Raw genomic sequence first — 19,730 nt, forward strand, 5'->3', positions numbered from 1 at the left:
GAGCAAACGTTGATCTTCTTTAACTCGAGAGCTGAGAGAATGTCGACACCAGGCATAGAAGCCACTACGCTCAATGCCAAGGGCACCACACACAACCAACAGCGGATACTTCTGAAGTCGCTCTCTTATGAACGTGTACTTTTCTTTGACTCCCCTGCAAAGTACACCGCGGCTTCCTTTAAAACGTCCCTTTCCATCGTAACCCGCTTTAAATCAGCCCTCAGCTGGCGTATCTCTGCACTTTGATCGTCTTCTTGTTTACGCTGCTTCTCGGGCTTATCGTACTTTTTAACCCAATCACACAAAGATTTGTAACTGACACCCAACCGCTCAGCTACAGAGCTGAGTGTATGACCTTGTTTTGTGACTTGCTGGACGGCTTGAATTTTGAATTCTTCTGGATAGCGTTTTCCGCTCATAGCAACACCACGTGAAAGGATTAAAACTCCGCCCAAGAGCATTGCTAGCCCCCATTTTTGGTGACCGATTGGAAAATCATTGGTTCGGGGCGGTCGTGGATGCATGTTCAATCATTGGTGTTGCAGCGGGTACGATTGGGCCTATTGGATTCTTGGCAAGCCAACTTGGTTATAGTATTGAGTCTCTTACAGGGCTTGAAAACACTTTGTCGTTACAAGTTGTCTTGTTACTCGCGATTGTGTTTGTGTACTCAATGTCAGCGTTCTCCGGAATGGATAAAGGACTTCAGTGGCTTTCAAAAGTGAATGTCCTTGGTGCAATAGCATTGTTGGTTTGCGTATTAGCATTGGGGCCAACGCAATTTATTTTCGGCGCTTTCACTCATGCTTTCGGTGACTACCTTGCCAATTTTGGAGCATTAAGCGTAGGGGACTTTAATACGGGCTGGATGCAAGGGTGGACGTGGTTCTTCTGGGGCTGGTTTATTGGATTTGCGCCAATGATGGCGATTTTTATTGCGAAGATATCCGAAGGGCGAACCATCAGAGAACTGATTTTAGCCATCAGCATTTGTGCACCTATTGCGACGAATTTCTGGTTCAGTGCATTAGGTGGCACAGGAATTTACTTTGAGCTGACGCAACCGGGGTCTATTTCAGGTCCCTTAGCCGGCGCGGGATTGCCCGCAGTACTCATAGCCATGTTGCAGCAGTTGCCGCTTCAAGTGATTTTAGTCCCCGCTTTTCTTTTGCTGACCACCACATTCGTTGCGACAACGGGAGACTCCATGGCGTTTTCGATTGCCGTTGTTACATCGCAACAATCTACGCCGTCTAAATGGCACCGTTTATTCTGGGCGATCATGCTTGGTGTGGTTGCCGCCATTTTACTTATCGCGGGTGAGGGAAGTCTCGACGCACTTCAGTCCTTTATCGTTATTACAGCAGTGCCGGTATCTCTGCTCATTGCGACAACACTGCTGTGTGCGCCAATGACGGTGATACGTATGATGGATGAGCGTAAGTGGCGTGAAAAATGCGTACCTGTTGCGTGTGATTGAGGCTTGAGTTGTCACCGCAAACATGCGGTGACACTTTTACCACGGCGGCATTACCACAGCGACGACATATTATTTAAATAGTGCGTGTAGTTTTCTAAATCTTCCGGTGTGTCGATATCGATATAACATTGGTTAATATCAACGATGTGGACAACGTGCTTTCCGTCGTTCAAAAGATGTTTTGCGCCATTGTCGCCGTGGAGCCGTTTCAACTCTTCGAACATACTTTTCCCTGCGATGGCGGGTACGCCGACCGCATCACGATACTGGCAACAAACGGCATCACATGCATGTTCGTCAAAGACTTTCAATAGTAATTCTATGTTGTCGCCACTAACGGCTGGCTGATCGGCCAACATAAACAAGATGGCATCGTAGTCGCTTTCCAGTTGAGAGGTGACAAGGGCAATAACATCGCCAATACCTTTGTCCCAGCAGGGTGCGAATATGACATTGGTTTGCCAATTGCTCTTAACAACATGTTGCTGAATGGCGTCATGCCAAAATCCGGTATAAATGTACGTATCGACATTGATCTTACTTATTGCCTGAAGAGGGAATGCAATAAGTGCTTGGTCATTGATAGGAGCAAGTGATTTACAACTACCAAAACGGCGGGCTGCTCCAGCCACCAAAATTACTGTAGCGAGTTTTGTCATTCAGTCATTTTCCACTCAAAGATTTTGTATCGGCTCCATTGAGCACCGCTACACACTCTGAAAGAATAGAAATTGCGATACCTTCTGGCAATGCTGCGCCTAGATTTAAGCCTGCGGGCCCGTAAACTTTACAAGGCAGATCAGTGTCAATTATACGTGAGCGGGTGAATACCTCTGCCTTTCGATTCTCTGGCCCTAATAGTGCGATGTAATTCAAAGAGGTGGCTAACGTACTTTCTAACACCGACGCATCGAGCGAAAGATTGTGAGACATAATGATCAATGCATCGACATGCTGTTCGTTGCAAAACTGGCTGAGTGTCGCGGCATCGCCTCTAAGAAAGGTGTCTACGCCAGTAAAGTGTTCCAATCTTGCGTTTGCGGGCCTCGGATCCCACAGGGAGATTTTCCATCCTAGCGCCTTGGCTATGGTGGCAACGGGTTGTGCGTCCAGTCCACCTCCTGCAATCAACAGATGTATGGGAGGCTGAATAAAGGTACGTAGCCAGTCTTGCTGTTCCTTTTGAATTATTCTGCCCTTCTTTTGCCTGTCGCTTAGGATGTGATGCGCATCAGAGATGGGAGTAAATGCCCCGTGAGATTGTGCATGAATTTGCTGAACATAGTGTCCAGAGATGCCTTGTTTCAGACTTATATAGAGTTCATCCAATGCTAAATAGCGGTTTTCCATCGCAACAGGGTGAAGGCAGATGTGAACGGTTCCGCCACAACCGATACCTAATTGGTAAGTAATATCATCTTCATCAGCACTGTCGTAGGTTAGCGATATGGGGGTATTTTGAGTCATGACTTTTTTCGCTTGACGCTGAATGTCTGATTCAAGGCAACCACCGCTCAGCATCCCAAGTTGCTGTCCGTCGCCAGAGAAAAGCATCATAGCACCGGCTTTTCGATAGCAGGGCCCTTCGGTTGAAAAGACAGTGCCCAGCACCCACTCGGTCGTGTCTTTTTGAGGAAACCAATGCGAAAGCAAATGGTAGAGATGTTGATGCATTGGCATCCCTTAATGTGTCACGATAAAGATAACGGTAAGTTGTATAAGCGCTGACCTGTTGCAGCAAAAACGGCATTTGCGACGGCAGCCGCAATGGGGGGCGTACCCGGTTCACCGACGCCAGTAGGCGCAACGTCTGAAGGAACAATATGCACCTCAATTTTCGGCATTTGTTGCTCTCTCAACACTAAGTAGTCATGAAAGTTTGATTGCACTGTTCCCCCTTCATTGAGTGTGATTTGACTCAGAAGGGCAGGTGAAAGCCCAAAGCCAATTCCACCCTGCATTTGCGCTTCTATGATGTCTGGATTGATGGCAAGTCCACAATCGACAGCGCACACTACGCGTTCCACAATAATTTGGCCGTTTTCGACTGACACCTCTGCAACTTCCGCAACGTAACTTTTGAACGATTCATGCACGGCAATGCCCCGGCCTTTACCTTCAGGAAGCGGAGTTCCCCAATTCGCTTTTTCTGCAGCCAGTTTGAGTACCGCCTTGTGGCGAGGATGCTTCTCTAGCATGGATTGCCTGAATTCAACCGGATCTCTCCCTGCTTTTGTAGCGAGCTCATCGATGAACGTTTCGGTGGAATACGCATTGTGGGTATGACCGACAGAGCGCCACCACAACACGGGAACAGGGAGTTGCGTGGTGTGGAGTTCAACGGAAAAGTTTGGGATGTGATAGGGCAAGGTTGATGCACCTTCGACCGAACTGGCGTCTACACCATTTTGTATCATAAATCCTTCAAAGGGCGTGCCAGACGCGATGGATTGTCCGACGATCCGTTGCTGCCATGCCTGTATATTCCCGCTTTCATCAAGTGACGCTCTGATTTTGTGGACATACATGGGGCGGTAATACCCTGCACGCATGTCATCTTCACGTGTCCAAATGAGCTTAATAGGTACACCGCGCATTTGTTTAGCTATGGATGCTGCTTCAACGACGTAGTCAGACTGTGGGTTGGCACGACGGCCAAAGCTCCCGCCTGCAAACAGTGTATGGATCATAACCTTGTTGGGATGCACATTGAGCACGTCGGCAACGGCAAACTGGTCTAGGGTCTGGAGTTGGCACCCATACCATAATTCAGCCTTGTCTTTGTCGGCGAGAATGACACAGTTCATTGGCTCCATCGGCGCATGCGCGAGGTAGGGGAAGTAATAGGAGGCTTCGACTACCTCACTGGATTGTTCGAGAATCTTGTCGGCATCCCCGTCATTCCGAGCTGACGCCCCTGGCGTATTTGCAAGCTCTACGTATTCTTTTTTGAGCGCGTTGGTGCTTTTGGTAAATCCAGAGCGATCCCAGACGATATCAAGCTTGTCTCTACCAACCTTTGCACTCCAAAAATCTTCCGCGACGACAGCAATGCCGCTGGGTATTTGAATAACATCGATTACGCCTGGGGATTTTTTTGTTTCACTGGCATCGAAGGACGTGACGGTTGCGCCAAACGCGGGTGGGTGGGCGACCAAGGCGGTGCGGAGTCCTTCTAATTGAACATCAATCGTGAACGTCGCCGTGCCATTACTTTTGCCATGATCCTTACGTTTCGTCCCTGATTTGCCGACGAGTTTAAAGTTGCTAGGATCTTTTAAAGTCACGAGCTCATCAGTCGGGACAGTTTGTAGTGCCGCAAGTTCAGCCATTTGGCCATAGATTGCTGAACGCTGTGACGGTAAATGGGAAATGACGTTGTTTTGTGTGGTGATGGTGAGAGGTGACACTTGCCATACTTTGGCGGCTGCATTGACCAGCATGAGGCGTGCTTTTGCGCCTGCATAACGTAATTGGAGAAAAGAATTCGCGATTGCTGTACTGCCACCGGTCCCCTGAACGGTACCAAACAAGAGGTTATTGTATTCCGTGGCATTGACCGGCGCTGGCTGAGTGACAACCTTGCTCCAGTCTGCATCGAGCTCTTCCGCTGCAATGGTGGCGAGCCCTGTTGTGACACCTTGCCCCATTTCAAGGTGCTTGATAATAATGGTGACGCTATCGTCATTCCCTATTCGGATAAAAGCATTGGGTTCAAACGGTGATCCCGACGTCTCTTCGGCGTCAGCGAGCGCTTGAGGCAAATGAAGGCCCAGTGTCAGGCCCGCTCCCGCGGAGGAGAGGAGCTTAATAAAACCGCGCCGTGATGTCTCTGTAGTAGGCGTGTCGAATTGGGTTTGATTGACATAGTGTTGGATAAAATCACGCATTCGATCCTCCTGCCTGTAGCTGTTGCGCTGCATCTTTAATGGCAGACTTAATGCGAACATAGGTTGCACACCGGCATATGTTCCCGCTCATTGCAGCGTCAATGTCGGAATCAGAAGGCGCGTTGTTGTTTGTAAGGAGGGCAGCAGCCGCCATGATTTGGCCCGATTGACAGTAACCACACTGAGGAACCTCGAATTGTTCCCATGCTGCTTGAACTGCTTTGGCTGCTTTAGACTGAACGCCTTCGATTGTTTGAATATTTTGGCCTGCGACGGCAGAGATGGGAGTGACACAGGCGCGTATAGGTTGCCCTTCCAGGTGGACAGTGCAGGCGCCGCATTGCGCGAGACCACAGCCAAACTTGGTTCCTGTCAGTTTAAGGTTATCTCTGATCACCCAAAGAAGTGGGGTGTCTGTGGGAACATCGAGATTATGGTGTTGCCCGTTTATCGTCACGGAAATGCCCATTTCAAACTCCTTTTTATGTCTATGGCGAGAAATGGAAACGACATACTTTTGATAAGACAGTTGCTTCACAGCATCTCAACTATGACTTTAGATTGCCTCTGTCGTTATAAAGATGCTCCTGAGTTCTTGCCTAATACTCCGAAAACTCAGTGATAGGTCATTGTTAAGAACACGAAGGTGCCATAATTCTCCGAATAGGACTCGGGGAGTGAAGAATGAGCATTGACCAAACTCTGGTTGATAAAGTGTTCGATTTAGCCCATTCGGATGGTGTGACAACGACGCCAGTTTCTGCCTTAAATGTTTACGTGTCATCACACGATATCCCACTGATGCCAATTGTTCTCCAGCCTGCAATTTGCTTTGTTCTTCAGGGTAAGAAGAAAGTTATTGCAGGACGTGCAAACTATGAATACAGCCCGAATACATACCTTATCAACTCAGTGATACGGCCAGTGGAAGCCAGTATGTTTGATGTACATGAAGAACGGCCTTATGTGGGACTCAGCTTGGGAATCGATCAACATGTCGTTGGGCAATTGATGATGGAGATGAACCGATGGGATCATGAATCTACGTACGTTGAACAGACCACATTGACCCAATCAACGCCGCTGACGATGCCTATCACCAAGGCATTGGATCGTTTGGTGAGCATACTGTCTAGCCCTATGGATTGTGACATTATGGCAAGTTCAATTTGTCGTGATTTGTATTATCAGGTGTTAAAGGGCCCGTGCGGTGGTCTGTTGCGAAACAGCGTGAGTCATCATGCTGGTGCGAATCGAATAGCGCCAGTAGTGCACTATATCGAGAAACATTTTGAGAGGAATATCTCCATTGAGGAAATAGCGAGTGTGGCAGGAATGAGCGTTTCTTCATTGCATGAGCATTTTAAACAAATTACTTCCGTATCACCTATGCAGTATGTGAAGTCTTTACGACTACACAAGGCAAGATCGATGTTGTCGCAAGGGTACCAAGTGTCAGAAGTCTGTTTTGGCGTAGGCTACAGTAGCCCTTCACAATTTAGCCGAGAGTTTAAACGCTACTTTGGAATTGCCCCTAGCGAGGCGAAATCCAACGCTGCAACCATGGGTTAAATTCTAGTCTGGTTTAGTTCATTAAATCTCAAACCGGACGTTCAGATAAAACTGTTCTTTATACAGGCCATTGGCGCGATACATGACACCGACGGATAGTGCATCAGTTGAATGAAAGCGCCCGCCAAGCTCGACAATACTTCTTGTATCATCAGAATCGAAAGCGACTTGACCCACAATCGCTGTCGCTTCAATTTGGGGCATCACCCATGCTCGAATACCGACGTTAACGCCATATGCCAACTCACCAAAATCATGCTTTTCGTCTTCAGGAAATTTCACCGAGTAGATGCGAGCATCACCATGGAGGTCGACAAACCCGTTGATGGGAGCTTGAAAACCCGCGCCGCCGGAAATGACCCAGTCACCTTCAAACTGACTGCTGCCATTGACGACAAAGTGGGCGCCATCCATAAAGGTGAAGCGACCAGTACCGGCTAAACCTGAAGGGTCTGCCGTGAAACCGATTTCTAGGTTGGTGTAATTGAAATTGGTTGCCATTGCATTCGTACAACTTACGCCAACCACGACCATCAGCACTTTGATTAAAATAGTTATTGGTTTCACCCGTTGCTGCCTTGTTTACAATCAGTTACATGATTGCGAGTGTAAGAGTTGCTGCGTGAAAAATTTAGCTAAGATTCGAATAACTTTGATGGTTGTGGCAAAGTTAATTGATTAAAACTCGCTGCTTATCAAATTATTGCAACACGATGTGATATCGTTGCACGAAAATTTCTTCTTAGGCGCAGATACCGTGCGATGTATGGTTTGTTGCGAGGGTCTGTGCCGCAGTCTAGGCTTTTCTATGCTTCCTACACATAAAGCTCTGATGGTGCAGGGTACATCCTCTGATGCAGGAAAGAGTGTTCTTGTTGCCGGTCTGGGTCGCGTCCTTGCGCGTAATGGTATCTCGGTTGCCCCCTTTAAATCTCAGAATATGGCGTTAAATAGCGCGGTGACTGAAGATGGTGGTGAAATTGGTCGGGCTCAAGCGTTTCAAGCGTTTGCATGCTGTGTGGCGCCGAGTGTTCATATGAATCCTATCCTGCTAAAGCCCGATACTGATTGCACCGCACAGGTTATTATCCAAGGAAAAGCATCCGTATCGATGCAGGCTATTGGCTTTTCGTCATACAAAAAAATGGCAATGGGGCCCGTGCTTGAATCCTTCAATATCCTCAAAGACAAATTTGATTGCGTGCTCATTGAAGGGGCGGGCAGCCCGGCAGAAGTCAATTTAAGAGAGCATGACATTGCGAACATGGGGTTTGCAGAAGAAGCGGATGTTCCTGTGATCATCGTGGCAGACATCGACCGAGGCGGGGTGTTGGCGCATTTACTTGGGACGTTGGAATGTTTGTCACAATCTGAAAGAGATCGTGTCATTGGATTTGTCATTAACCGCTTTCGTGGTGACATTGAGTTACTGAAGCCGGGACTGACGTGGTTGGAAGAGAAAACTGGGAAACCAGTGTTAGGTGTAGTGCCTTACCTGCAGGGGCTTAATCTCGACGCTGAAGATGCCATTGATGTGACACAAAACATTGATCACTCCCTGCCAATGTTAAACGTGGCCGTTCCGGTTTTTCCGCGAATAAGCAATCACACAGACTTTGATACATTGCGGCTCCATCCGAATGTGAATTTACATTTTGTTGGACCTGGAGACGCAATTCCAGAATGTGATCTGATTGTTTTGCCGGGCAGTAAAAATGTCATTTCCGATTTAGCAGCACTTCGTGAGTACGGATGGGATAAAACCATTGCTAAGCACTTGAGATACGGTGGAAAGGTCATCGGCATTTGTGGCGGCTATCAAATGCTTGGTAAATGTATAAACGACCCTTATCACGTTGAAGGGAGCGTCGATTCTGCTCTGGGGCTGGGTTTTCTCGATGCGGAGTCAGTGATAGAAAAAGAAAAAGTGCTGACACAAAAAGAAGGTCTTCTTTCACTTAATGCCCGGTCCGTAAATGTGGTGGGTTATGAAATCCATATGGGCATCACGAAGACGTTAGGAAAGTCAGTCATTGAAACTGATAATGGCAGCGATGGATTGATCAGTGACGATAACAGTGTGTTTGGTACGTATTGGCATGGGCTGTTCGATTGTCCCGAAGCATGTTCATTAATTTTGAACTGGGCAGGGCTAGATACGCAAGGCAGCGTGGATGTTGTTGAAGAAAGAGAACGAAGCATAAATAAACTGGCTGATGCGTTAGAAGCCTCAATTGATCTGGAACTGCTCTGGGGCGATATAGTTCGTTAAGGTGCCCTTGTCAATTTTTATGTTAAACATAAATCTTGTCAAAGTTGTAAAATTACGTTTGCACTCTATGCGGTTTGACGATAAGTTAAATATGAATGTAGGGATTACACGTTGTATTGCTATAGGCAAAGCAACGGGAAGTATAAGCAAGGTGAGATAATGAGCTTTCATAAAACAGACGATGTACGCATTAGCAATATTAAAGAACTTCTTCCGCCAGTAGCGGTTTTAGAAAAGTATCCGACAACAGAAAAAGCGTCTGAGACTGTTTTTAATGCTCGTCAGGCTATTCACAATATTCTTAATGACAAAGATGACCGTCTTCTCGTCATTATCGGTCCATGTTCTATTCATGACCCAATTGCAGCCGTGGAGTACGGTGAAAAACTGAAAGCTCTTCGTGATAAGCATGCGGATAAGCTAGAAATTGTTATGCGTGTTTACTTTGAAAAACCACGTACAACAGTTGGCTGGAAAGGGCTAATTAATGACCCTTACATGGATAACAGCTTCCAACTAAATGATGGCCTACGCATCGGGCGTAAATTGCTGCTGGATATTACCAATATGGGTTTACCAACAGCGGGCGAATTTTTGGATATGATCACGCCACAATACATGGGTGATTTAATCAGTTGGGGTGCAATTGGTGCGCGCACCACGGAATCACAGGTTCACAGAGAATTGTCTTCAGGTCTATCGTGTCCCGTTGGTTTTAAAAACGGTACCGATGGCAATATCAAGATAGCCACTGATGCAATCCGCTCTGCAGAGTCTCCTCACCATTTCTTGTCAGTGACGAAGTATGGTCACTCTGCAATCGTGGAAACTACGGGTAACGAAGACTGCCATATCATTCTTCGCGGCGGTAAAGAGCCAAATTACTCGGCAGAACATGTGTCTGCGATCATGTCTGAGTTGGAATCTGCGAAGTTGCGTTCCAAACTGATGATTGATTTCAGCCACGCAAACAGCAGCAAGCAGTATAAACGTCAGGTTGTCGTTGGTGATGACGTGGCAAATCAGATTGCAGGTGGTAACGATTCAATTTTCGGTGTGATGATTGAAAGCCACATCGTAGAAGGCCGCCAAGATCTTGTAGACGGTAAAGCACCAGTTTACGGGCAAAGCATTACCGATGCTTGTATTGGTTTGGACGATACGGAGCAAGTGCTGCAACGATTGGCCGACGCGGTTCAAGAAAGACGAGCCAGTAAATAAAGCACCACCTTTCTATTATAGAGCCGCCTATCTTGGCGGCTTTTTCTATTCAGCATATGTTCGCGTGGTCGCCTCTCGTGCCTGTCTTATTTCAGCCCGTTCATGTCTCTGATGATTTGTTCGAATATTTTGCTAGAAACATCGATCAATGCATCGGGAAAGTCGTAGTGCGGATCGTGTAAAGGCGGATGTTCTGAACCGCTTCCCAAACCAAAAAATGCCGATGGCCACACTTTAGAATATTCCGAAAAATCTTCTGACCACCGAATCGGCGCTTCAAGATTCACGAAATCAAACTTGAGGTCTTTGCAGGCTTGGCGCAGTAACATGTTAGCTTCGCTGTGATTGATGGTGGCACTAAATTGATCGAACCATTCAATTTGCAAATCTAACCCATCTCTTTCAGCGTAAAAGTGCGCCAATTTCTTCACTTGTTCGCAAAGGGCAGAAAAACTCTTGTTGCTGTCACTTCTCAATGTAGCGAGAAGCTTTCCTGTTTCTGGTGTTGTTCCAAAAGCGGGTTTACCAAGGCTTACATGAACAATAGTCGTTAGGGTAAACCCTTGAGAAATTGCGTATGGAAGCGCCTCGATATCTTGCATTAATTCTCGAATAGCGGAAGTGGGGTTAATGGCTGTTTCAGGGTAGGCTGCATGCGCTGTTTTTCCGACGAAACGAATTGCGACACCCGTGGAGGCACAGGCGAACGTATTATCTCGACACAATATTTGTCCAAGCGGGTAGCCAGGTACATTATGGTAACCAAAGGCATAATCGAACGGTGTCGTTTGCCAAGAACTGTCCTTCATCATGCCTTGCGCACCTCGACCATTTTCCTCTGATGGCTGAAAGATCAGTGTCACTGAGCCTCGTTGCAGTTTAGTGAGAGAGAGTTTGTAAGCAAGTGCCATCAAGCTGGCTGAATGCCCATCATGACCACAGGCATGCATGACACCACGAACGGTCGAGCCGTGTTCATGGCTGGGATTTTCGTGAATTGGCAGAGCATCAATATCTGCGCGAAATAGCAAGTGTGGCCCATCGTCGACACTATCAAACCTCACGACAACCCCATATCCACCAACGCCGGAAACAGGAGCAAGGCCAAAAGAGGTCAAGGTCTGGATGATCACATCACTGGTTTTTTTTTCGAAACCTGATAGTTCAGGGTATTTGTGGAGACGATGACGGAACAGGATGGGGTTGAACATGGCGCTACCGAACAGCGGAAAGTAAACGTCATACTCTACGCATACGAGACGGTGATTTTTGTGACGCAGATCTAATCTGTTTCGGTTTCAGATCAGAGTTGTAATTCGCCAGTTTTGTGCATGATCACGATACGATTGATTTGGAAAGGAAAAAAGAATTGGCAAGGTTAATGCTTGCCAATACAGTAACTTAAGGTTTACTTTCGAATGCCTTCTACGTGCAGTTCAAGGTCGACGTAGCTTGATGGCCCTACAACATTGATATCATAATCGGCGAGTTCAATACGTGTCGTGCCTTCAAAACCTGCACGGTAGCCACCCCATGGATCTGCACCTGCGCCAATGAAACTGGCCTCAATAGCGATGGGGTTCGTTTTACCATGCAGCGTCAAGTCGCCGTTGATCGTCAGTGTGCCGTCCTCATTTTGGCTCACAGATGTACTTTTAAATGTAGCGGATGAAAATTTGGGTGCGTTGATGAAGTCATCATTACGTAAATGCTTATCACGTTCTGCGTGATTAGAGTCTAGGCTTGTTGTGTCAATGTTCACCAGAACTGTCGCGTCTTCAATATTTTCTGGGTCATAAGAAAATTCTCCGTTGAAGTCATTGAAGCGGCCTTTTATGAAACTGTATCCCAGATGTGGCACTTTAAAATTGATTGACGCGTGTGCGCCCTCGGTATCAATTACATAATCTTCAGCGATCGCTGTGGTTGCGAGTGTTGCAGCACCAAAACCAAGAGCAAGAATGACTTTCTTCATAATGTTTTTCCTCCAATCATTTTCCGTAATGTGTTGTCTTTATCAATGAAGTGGTGTTTAAGGGCCGCAAGTGCATGTATCGATGATAGACCTATCAACCCATATGCAGCGTAGTAGTGTATGGCGCCCGCAATATCTGATTGGTCAGGGAAGAGTTCACCCAGTGCTGGTACAGCGAACCAATCAAAGACATCGATGGGTCTCCCATCGGACGTGGAAATGAGATAGCCGGAAACAAAAATCACGAACAGCAGTAAGTAGATCGTATGGTGTGCAGCGTGAGCAGCTGTCTTCTCAAATGTCGACCCTGTGATGCTCGGAGTTCCTTTTACGGCACGCCACAGTAATCGAACGATTGTTAATGCGAGAAGCAGAATACCAATAGACTTGTGCCAGTGTGGCGCAGTTTTGTACCAAGAACTGTAGTAAGTCAGATCGACCATCCAAAGTCCCACTGCAAACATTCCGATCACCGCGATGGCGGTGATCCAATGTAGTAGCCTTAGCGTGAGATTGTATTGCGCCGGGTTTTCCATGTGCGAAACGTGTCCTTGCCATTCATTGATAATGAGAAGTATATGTATATGGATTTTCTTTATAACCAGCGCAGCTAGAACGACTTGTTCGAAAAAATAGAATGAACTTTAGAGGCGGATTAATACACAAAGATGCTAATGAACAAACGATGAAACAGAAACGACACCTAAACAAAGGTGTCGTCGATAGAATCGAGCAAAGCGTAATAAATACAAATTGGACTTAATCTTCTTTTTGCCAGCTTAAGCTCAGTGATACAGAATCTGCGAAACGCAGTGCATGAGGCTTATCGATAGTGACGCGCGAGAAGGTTACCCAAGGGTGTTCAATCGTAATTTCCAGTACGCTTGAAACGAGTTTTTCAAGTAAGAGAAAACGCCCATTTTCAACGTGGTCAATGATGGTCTTTGTAATGGTTTTATAGTTAAGCGCATCTTCTACGTTGTCATTACTACACGCTTTATCACCAGGGTAGTGAATTTCCAGATTGAGGATCACGTCTTGCTTTTTTTCTTGCTCTTCAGGGTTGAAGCCAATGTAAGTGCGCAGACGAAGGTTCGTAATGGTAATAATGGCATTCTGCATAATGATCGTCCCTGTTATTTTAGTGCTCGACCGCCGTCAAGGTTGACGCTCTGGCCTGTCATATAGTTACTTTTCATGATGAAATCTACGGCATTCACAACTTCTTCCTCTCCTGGCGCTACTCCCATCAATGACTTGGAAAGTGCTTTTTCTTTGTAGGCATCATCATCTGTTTCATTGAACATGATCAGTGCCGGAGCAATGCTATTTACTTTGACATTGGGTGCGAGTTTTTGTGCGAAAGAAAGTGTCATGTTTTCTAGTGCCGCTTTACTTGCGGAATAGGCGATATGTTTTGCACTGCCTTTTCTCACAACATAATCAGTAAAATGAATAATATCGGCTGAAACATGTGAGGATAAGAAAGGGGCAAGTGCGAGGTTAATCAGATAAGGCGCTTTCACGTGAACTTGCATCATCTGATCCAGCAGTGCCGCATAGTCATCGGTGTCTTTTTCACAGTTCCAGTCAGACGCGTTGTGGATAATGGCACGAATTGAGTTGTGTTTCTCGGCGACAGCCCTTGAAAATTGGTGGATACCTTTGTCCGAACCGAAATCCGCAGGAATACACTCAACCCCCATCGCTTTTAACTCCGCCACGCCCTGACGCTCTGTACGGTACGAAACGACGACTGAAAAGCCTTGTGCGTTGAAGTGTTTAGCCAGTGCAAAACCAATTCTTTGCCCCGCGCCTGTGATGACGATTGTTTCTTGCTCCATATCTTCCTGTTTTAGCGTTTTTTTGCTTCACTCAGTACGAGATTTATCAGAGAAAAATCACCTTGATGAAGATTGAAATCAGTGGTTTACAGAATAGTAGCAGAAGCGCTGTATGGTCGATGTACAAGAAGTTGGTAATGGCGGCTAGCTCACAAGGTACGGCCTGCCTAGACAAGCATTGCGTTTTTCTTGAGAGCTTAACGTGTTTTCACGTTAATGGGCGTCGTAGAAATACAAATAAAGGATGCGGCCAGCAAACAGGAAGTTACTCTGTTTGCTGGCGATGATTATAGTTGCTTTCTTTTCATAGACGCTGCGATGTAATCGGCTTGGCGAATTGCCAATGCCACAATGGTGAGCGTCGGGTTCTCTGCTGCACCCGTCGTAAACTGACTGCCGTCTGAAATAAACAGATTAGGAATGTCGTGGCTTTGCCCCCATTTGTTAACCACACCGTCCTCGGCATTCTCACTCATGCGATTTGTCCCAAGATTATGCGTGGAGGGGTAAGGGACAACTCGGTGAGTTTTCACTGCGCCAACGGCCTCATAGACTTCGGTACCTCTGTCATAAGCAAAATTTCGCATGGCGACGTCATTAGGGTGGTCATCAAAGTGCACGTTGGGGATTGGAAGGCCATATTGATCCTTTTCATCAGAGTTTAGCGTGACACGATTTGTTGATTGCGGCATGTCTTCTCCCACAATCCACATGCCCGCCATGTTTTCGTATCCCTCCATGGATTTTGCGAAATCCTCTCCCCATGCGCCTGGTTTGAGAAATGCCGCCATAAACGGCAAGCCTAGAGAGAGTGTTTCCATTTCAAACCCACCCACAAATCCACGCGATGGATTGTGATTTGATTCGTCAGTGATGATCCCTGCCATTGTTGTCCCTCGGTACATATGGACAGGTTTCTCGAATTCTGCGTAAACCGAACCCGTAACATGGCGCATGTAATTTCGTCCCACCTGACCAGACGTGTTTGCCAAGCCATTTGGGTATTTGTTGCTGGTGGAATTGAGCAAAATTCGTGGACTTTCAATTGAGTTACCTGCCACACATACCACGCGGGCTTTTTGGAACTGTTGGTTGCCGTTTCCATCTACATACAGAACGCCAGTGACTTTGCCATTGTTATCGTGAGCGATTGTCTGAACATGGCTAAGAGGACGCAATTCGAAATGTCCGGTTTTCTCGGCATTTGGAATTTCTGTATATAGCGTGGACCATTTCGCGGCGACTCGGCATCCTTGAAAACAAAAGCCAATTTGCTGGCAGGCAGGGCGTCCGTCTCTTGGTTGCGAATTTATGGCCATTCTCCCAGTATGAACGTTCTTATATCCAACTTTTAGTGCTCCGGCTTGAAGGACTTTGAAGTTGTTGTTTCCGGGTAAACCGGGGATATCATGGGTTCGGGTTACGCCCATTTTATCTTCTGCTTTATCGTAATAAGGTTCCATCTCTTCCAGTGTGAGAGGCCAGTCGAGCAGGGTGGCTCCTTTAACAGGACCGTATGTAGTTAACGCTTTAAATTCATGAGCTTGAATGCGTAAACTTGCGCCTGCCCAATGTAGCGTTGAGCCACCGACTGTTTTACAAATCCAAGCTGGTAGCCCAGAGAAATCCTTGGCTACTTGCCAAGTACCTGAGGTCGTTCTTGGCTCTAACCACGCTTCTTTACTAAACATTCCCCATTCGTTGTTTTCGAAGTCTGTTCTGTAATCGAGTCGTGACCCCGCTTCTAGGCAAACAACATTGATGCCTTTTTGCGCCAACTCATTGCCTAACGTTCCACCGCCCGCTCCTGAGCCAATAACGACGACGACACTGCTATCCTTTAAATCAAATTTGGCAGACATAACCGTTACTCCTTCGTTGTCGTTGGCAACCAGTCAATATCATCAAACCCACGGTATAAATATCCGCCTTTGGGGAACGAGGGGCCTTGGTAGCCAAATTTAGGCCAAACTTTTGGGTTGTCGTAAAAGGAAACAACCATGTTTCCACGTACAGTTTGAAAAAAGGGGGATTGGGCGATGTGATTGAGTTGTGCCAATCGCTGGGTTTGTGACTGACTCTCCCATTCACTGAGCGACTCCAAACCTTCGACAATGAGTGTGCGAGTTTGTGGGTTTCCACTGGCTGCCCCGTCCAAGCTTTCTACAGAAGCGGCATAAAAGGTGTCGGACAAGTTTGGGTGAGGATAGATGAGTCGACAGACTGAAAGCAGTTTTTCTCCTTGCTTAGCGGATAACGTGTTAACCGTTAACGCCCAACTCTTTTCGGGAATGACGAGTCCCAGCGAAGAGTATGCCAGCGCAGTCGAAGCGCTGAGTAATCCGAGTTTTATTATTTGTCTTCGGGACATTGCTTGTTGCTTCATTGTGAATCCTCCTTTGCTGTTTGCAGGTATTCACAAGGATGTGAATCGCCCTGAACGTTCAAGAAATTCGATTTTGTATCCGTCTGGATCAGTGATGAAAAAAAAGGTTGCCATTGGTTGGGTCTGATAAGTCATTAACTTAATCGGGGTGGGGGACAAGCCTTTCTCTACCAGCACGGCGTGTGTAGCTTCAATGTCACTGACCGAAACGGCAAGATGGCCATAGCCGGTACCATGCGTGTAAGGCTCCGTATTGTTGTGATTGTGAGTTAGCTCTAGCTCAAAGGTTGTTTCTGGGTTTCTCAAATAAATCAGAGAGAAACCTTCAAAATCGAGCCTGTCTTCGACATCAAGGTTTAGCGCTGCTTTGTAGAACTGAATGGACAAATCCGGGTCAAGAACGCGGATCATTGAATGGATTGCTTTCGCCATAAGATGTTCTCCACAGTGTGTAGAACTACCATACGCCTGCAAAGAGAAAGGGAGGTGGTATTATGCTACTGCATGTTAAATTTATGTTTCGCCATGGGCAGCTTTCAGCTGTGCGTTCGCGATGTCCATGGTTTTTTCTGTATCACTGAGATAGAGAATGCAGCTGCACCGAAGAAGAGAGGCAAAGTTTGAGACGTCACCGTTAATGTCTAACGCTTCGTCATAGATGGTAGTAAGAAAACGGCTTGTGTTCATATTTTGAGAGCGCGCAATATGGTCGAGAATTTCCCAAATTTTTTTTCCAGTCTTACGCTCGTACAGTGGCCGCCAAGCCTGATAGAACGCGTATGGAACGCATAATTTGTCGTGTCTTGTCCCGCAAAAATAGTACACATAATGTCAATCTCCTACAGCTGGATTGCGACAGCATGATTTCTCATCATCATTTGTGTAGTTATAAGCGTAAGAATAACGACTTAACTGTGTCGTCTTATCAGTAATACTTTGCGAATTGGGGGTATTTTACGGAGAGGGAATATAGCTTCTAACCTGCCAAAATCGCGCCGACCAGTAAGGGTTGTCAAGCGTAGAGATAATGACGCCTTTAGAGGTTGATGCATGCATAAACTCGCGTTCGCCAATATATATGCCTACATGGTAACGGCGTGATCCTGTTTTAAAAAAAACAAGGTCACCGTAATTTGCATTAGTGAGCGCCACCTTTTTTCCGTTTTTCACTTGCTGTGTTGTTGTTCTAGGCAACGAGTGTTCGAAAATCGCGTGATACGCCTGCTGGGTAAAAGCCGAGCAATCAATGCCTTTTTTGTTGCTACCACCCCAGCGATACGGCGTCCCTTTCCACTCGTCAAAATATTGATTTAATGCATAGTTAACATTTTTCAAAATGACGAGATCTTCCGTCTGATCGTGTTCTATGTTTTTTTGCGGAGAGGGGGCGACTGTCGTTCCTAGAGAGGCGGGAGGCGTTACGCAGCCAGACAAAAAAATACCGCCAAAACAAAAAAACGTAGCTGAGTAGAAACGACGCATAAAACAGAGAGATACACTGAGAAATCATTGGTTTCTAGTGTAGGGCAGCGAGTTGACATCCGCAATGCGGTAATCCCCCGAGTTCTTAAAACCGAGATTGTGGACTACGCAGCGGATTGATTACGTCGTATATACCAATCTGATATGTAACTCGATAAAGCTAACACGGCGGGCTCACTGGCGCCGGGTTTTACGGTCAAACCGCTGACAATCGATGTTTCATGAGAATGTTGGTCAAGCCAATCTAGCGTATCCATTTTATCTGTAATCGAGCATGCTGCGATCAAAGATGCAGCCATGCCTGACTCGATTGCGGCATTGAGTCCGTGGAAGTCGGCAGCAGATAGTACAACATGATAGGGAACGCCGGCACGATCCAATAATTCAAGTGCAAGCCTTCCCCAGCGGCAATCGCATTCAATGGCGATGGATAAGGGACGTTCTTTGCAGTAACTGACGTGTTTTGCTTTCGCCCATATTAGCTTTTCTGTAAACAATTCTTTTGCTGGGTAGCTGTGGTCATGGATATTAATAAGGGCGAGATCCAAGCGCCCATCAAGGACTTGTTTGAGCAATCTTTGGCTGCTGTTGCTCTGAACGGAAAGCTGTAAATTTGGGTAACGCTCGGTAAAACCGGTAAGAATGCGTCGAAATACAAGATTGACGTAGTCATCACATACTCCAAATTTCACGACACCGTTCATTTCTGGATTGTGAAAATGTGCGACAGCTTCATCGTTGAGGCTGAGCATTTGGCGCGCATAGCTAACCAATGTCATGCCATGAGAGGTCAGTATGTGTCTGCGTCCTTTCTTTTGAAAAAGTTTAACCTCGGTGATTTCTTCGAGCTTTTTCATCTGCATGCTTACAGCAGATTGGGTGCGATGAACACTGTCCGCTGCGGAAGCAAAATTGCCACAGTCAACGATAGCCACCAATGTGCGGAGTTGGTCGACATCCAAATTCTTCATACTTCAACACCTTTGATGTTTTGGGTGAATAATATTGGCTTTTCTGAATTATTAAATTGATTAAATATTGAGCTGTCAAGTTTGCAACATCGTCAAGCGGAGGGAGCTGAAATGGGAGAGAACATAAAAACGATAGCGAAAGCTGAAACCGAAAGACTCTTTTCAAAGATCATCTCTGTACAAATCGAGGTGGTATCAAAAACGACACATAGACTTTGGTCGGCTTGGCGTAGATACCAATTGGTGAAAGAGTTAGAGCATCGGCTAGATGATGAATTGTTTCTACGAGACATTGGGCTGACACGTCTGCAAGTAGAAATGGAGTTAGACAGAATAAAACAACGAGGCGGAAAGAATTATATGGATACGTTACCGAAAAAGTAGCGCGTTCTGTAAATTAGCATTCATTTACCCTACGAGTCCTTGAGCAGGTTCTTCTGCTACGAGTCCCGGCCATTCTTATGGTGCGGGATTTTTCTTTTTTGATCTCTATTGCAAAAATAATCGACTAAAAAAACCGCAATGAACCAAAATTATATATCGCGGTCTCATGGGGTAATGGAGTGCAAATGCTTTGTGTTGTTAATATAGCTGTAATGAATAAGTGCTCTAATTTGTGTAACTGGAGTGTCGAGTA

At 46.3% G+C, this 19,730-nt stretch carries 20 protein-coding genes and 2 pseudogenes; 5 read left to right on the top strand and 17 right to left on the bottom strand.

Annotated elements, in window-relative coordinates:
- Positions 1–419 (bottom strand): annotated as a pseudogene (locus tag B5D35_RS06965) (transposase); the annotation flags it as partial.
- 5 nt (positions 420–424) lie between these two features.
- Between B5D35_RS06965 and B5D35_RS06970 the strand changes: the two are divergent.
- Positions 425–1,480: pseudogene (locus B5D35_RS06970) on the top strand (BCCT family transporter); the annotation flags it as partial.
- A gap of 50 nt (positions 1,481–1,530) precedes the next feature.
- Here the strand turns inward: B5D35_RS06970 and B5D35_RS06975 are convergent.
- Genes B5D35_RS06975 through B5D35_RS06990 form a run of 4 tightly spaced genes read right to left on the bottom strand, consistent with a single transcriptional unit; the run spans position 1,531 to position 5,839 of the window.
- Positions 1,531–2,139, bottom strand: a complete 609-nt coding sequence (locus B5D35_RS06975; protein ID WP_078751872.1) for a nucleotidyltransferase family protein — start codon at positions 2,137–2,139, stop codon at positions 1,531–1,533.
- Between the two features lie 4 nt (positions 2,140–2,143).
- On the bottom strand, positions 2,144–3,154 hold the full coding sequence (locus B5D35_RS06980; RefSeq protein WP_078751873.1) for an XdhC family protein: 1,011 nt from the start codon (positions 3,152–3,154) through the stop codon (positions 2,144–2,146).
- A 17-nt stretch (positions 3,155–3,171) separates the two neighbouring features.
- Entirely contained in the window at positions 3,172–5,370 is a 2,199-nt protein-coding gene (locus B5D35_RS06985) for a xanthine dehydrogenase family protein molybdopterin-binding subunit (protein ID WP_078751874.1), read from the bottom strand.
- Entirely contained in the window at positions 5,363–5,839 is a 477-nt protein-coding gene (locus B5D35_RS06990; protein ID WP_078751875.1) for a (2Fe-2S)-binding protein, read from the bottom strand. The genes B5D35_RS06985 and B5D35_RS06990 overlap by 8 nt, the downstream gene beginning before the upstream one ends.
- Positions 5,840–6,054: 215 nt before the next feature.
- On the opposite strand from B5D35_RS06990, the gene B5D35_RS06995 reads away from it, so the two are divergent.
- The gene (locus tag B5D35_RS06995) at positions 6,055–6,942 is read left to right on the top strand and encodes an AraC family transcriptional regulator (RefSeq protein WP_078751876.1); all 888 of its coding nucleotides are present in this window, start codon (positions 6,055–6,057) and stop codon (positions 6,940–6,942) included.
- 21 nt (positions 6,943–6,963) lie between these two features.
- On the opposite strand, the gene B5D35_RS07000 is transcribed toward B5D35_RS06995, so the two are convergent.
- Complete coding sequence (locus B5D35_RS07000; RefSeq protein WP_244556524.1) at positions 6,964–7,509, bottom strand: hypothetical protein; 546 nt, start codon at positions 7,507–7,509, stop codon at positions 6,964–6,966.
- Between the two features lie 241 nt (positions 7,510–7,750).
- Between B5D35_RS07000 and B5D35_RS07005 the strand changes: the two genes are divergently transcribed.
- On the top strand, positions 7,751–9,214 hold the full coding sequence (locus tag B5D35_RS07005) for a cobyric acid synthase (protein ID WP_078751877.1): 1,464 nt from the start codon (positions 7,751–7,753) through the stop codon (positions 9,212–9,214).
- Between the two features lie 159 nt (positions 9,215–9,373).
- Positions 9,374–10,435: a 3-deoxy-7-phosphoheptulonate synthase AroG gene (aroG, locus tag B5D35_RS07010; RefSeq protein WP_078751878.1), complete on the top strand. Its 1,062-nt coding sequence runs from the start codon at positions 9,374–9,376 to the stop codon at positions 10,433–10,435.
- 86 nt (positions 10,436–10,521) lie between these two features.
- Here the strand turns inward: aroG and B5D35_RS07015 are convergent, their stop codons facing one another.
- The 11 genes from B5D35_RS07015 to B5D35_RS07065 form a co-directional block, all read right to left on the bottom strand.
- Positions 10,522–11,646 (bottom strand): amidohydrolase, encoded by a 1,125-nt coding sequence (locus B5D35_RS07015; RefSeq protein WP_078751879.1) that lies wholly within the window; start codon positions 11,644–11,646, stop codon positions 10,522–10,524.
- Positions 11,647–11,843: 197 nt separating this feature from the next.
- Positions 11,844–12,410 (bottom strand): YceI family protein, encoded by a 567-nt coding sequence (locus B5D35_RS07020; protein ID WP_078751880.1) that lies wholly within the window; start codon positions 12,408–12,410, stop codon positions 11,844–11,846.
- Positions 12,407–12,946: a cytochrome b gene (locus B5D35_RS07025; protein WP_078751881.1), complete on the bottom strand. Its 540-nt coding sequence runs from the start codon at positions 12,944–12,946 to the stop codon at positions 12,407–12,409. The genes B5D35_RS07020 and B5D35_RS07025 overlap by 4 nt, the downstream gene beginning before the upstream one ends.
- A 223-nt stretch (positions 12,947–13,169) precedes the next feature.
- Positions 13,170–13,535 carry a dihydroneopterin triphosphate 2'-epimerase gene (folX, locus tag B5D35_RS07030; protein ID WP_198557030.1) on the bottom strand — a complete coding sequence of 122 codons (366 nt, stop codon included), beginning with the start codon at positions 13,533–13,535 and terminating at the stop codon, positions 13,170–13,172.
- 11 nt (positions 13,536–13,546) lie between these two features.
- Positions 13,547–14,254 carry a dihydromonapterin reductase gene (gene folM, locus B5D35_RS07035; protein ID WP_078751883.1) on the bottom strand — a complete coding sequence of 236 codons (708 nt, stop codon included), beginning with the start codon at positions 14,252–14,254 and terminating at the stop codon, positions 13,547–13,549.
- Positions 14,255–14,541: 287 nt separating this feature from the next.
- A complete protein-coding gene (locus B5D35_RS07040; RefSeq protein ID WP_078751884.1) occupies positions 14,542–16,116 on the bottom strand; it encodes a GMC family oxidoreductase in 1,575 nt (524 codons plus the stop codon).
- A gap of 5 nt (positions 16,117–16,121) precedes the next feature.
- Positions 16,122–16,640 (bottom strand): hypothetical protein, encoded by a 519-nt coding sequence (locus B5D35_RS07045; RefSeq protein WP_078751885.1) that lies wholly within the window; start codon positions 16,638–16,640, stop codon positions 16,122–16,124.
- Between the two features lie 30 nt (positions 16,641–16,670).
- Positions 16,671–17,072 (bottom strand): VOC family protein, encoded by a 402-nt coding sequence (locus B5D35_RS07050; protein ID WP_078751886.1) that lies wholly within the window; start codon positions 17,070–17,072, stop codon positions 16,671–16,673.
- An 81-nt stretch (positions 17,073–17,153) separates the two neighbouring features.
- Complete coding sequence (locus B5D35_RS07055) at positions 17,154–17,465, bottom strand: ribbon-helix-helix domain-containing protein (protein ID WP_425291232.1); 312 nt, start codon at positions 17,463–17,465, stop codon at positions 17,154–17,156.
- A 129-nt stretch (positions 17,466–17,594) separates the two neighbouring features.
- Positions 17,595–18,122 carry an NlpC/P60 family protein gene (locus tag B5D35_RS07060; protein ID WP_078751887.1) on the bottom strand — a complete coding sequence of 176 codons (528 nt, stop codon included), beginning with the start codon at positions 18,120–18,122 and terminating at the stop codon, positions 17,595–17,597.
- Between the two features lie 104 nt (positions 18,123–18,226).
- The gene (locus tag B5D35_RS07065) at positions 18,227–19,093 is read right to left on the bottom strand and encodes a LysR family transcriptional regulator (protein WP_078751888.1); all 867 of its coding nucleotides are present in this window, start codon (positions 19,091–19,093) and stop codon (positions 18,227–18,229) included.
- 111 nt (positions 19,094–19,204) lie between these two features.
- On the opposite strand from B5D35_RS07065, the gene B5D35_RS07070 reads away from it, so the two are divergent.
- Positions 19,205–19,477 (top strand): DUF1127 domain-containing protein, encoded by a 273-nt coding sequence (locus tag B5D35_RS07070; protein ID WP_078751889.1) that lies wholly within the window; start codon positions 19,205–19,207, stop codon positions 19,475–19,477.
- The last annotated feature ends 253 nt before the right edge of the window (positions 19,478–19,730 follow it).

Source organism: Enterovibrio nigricans DSM 22720 (assembly GCF_900167155.1).
Taxonomy (GTDB): Bacteria; Pseudomonadota; Gammaproteobacteria; order Enterobacterales; family Vibrionaceae; genus Enterovibrio; species Enterovibrio nigricans.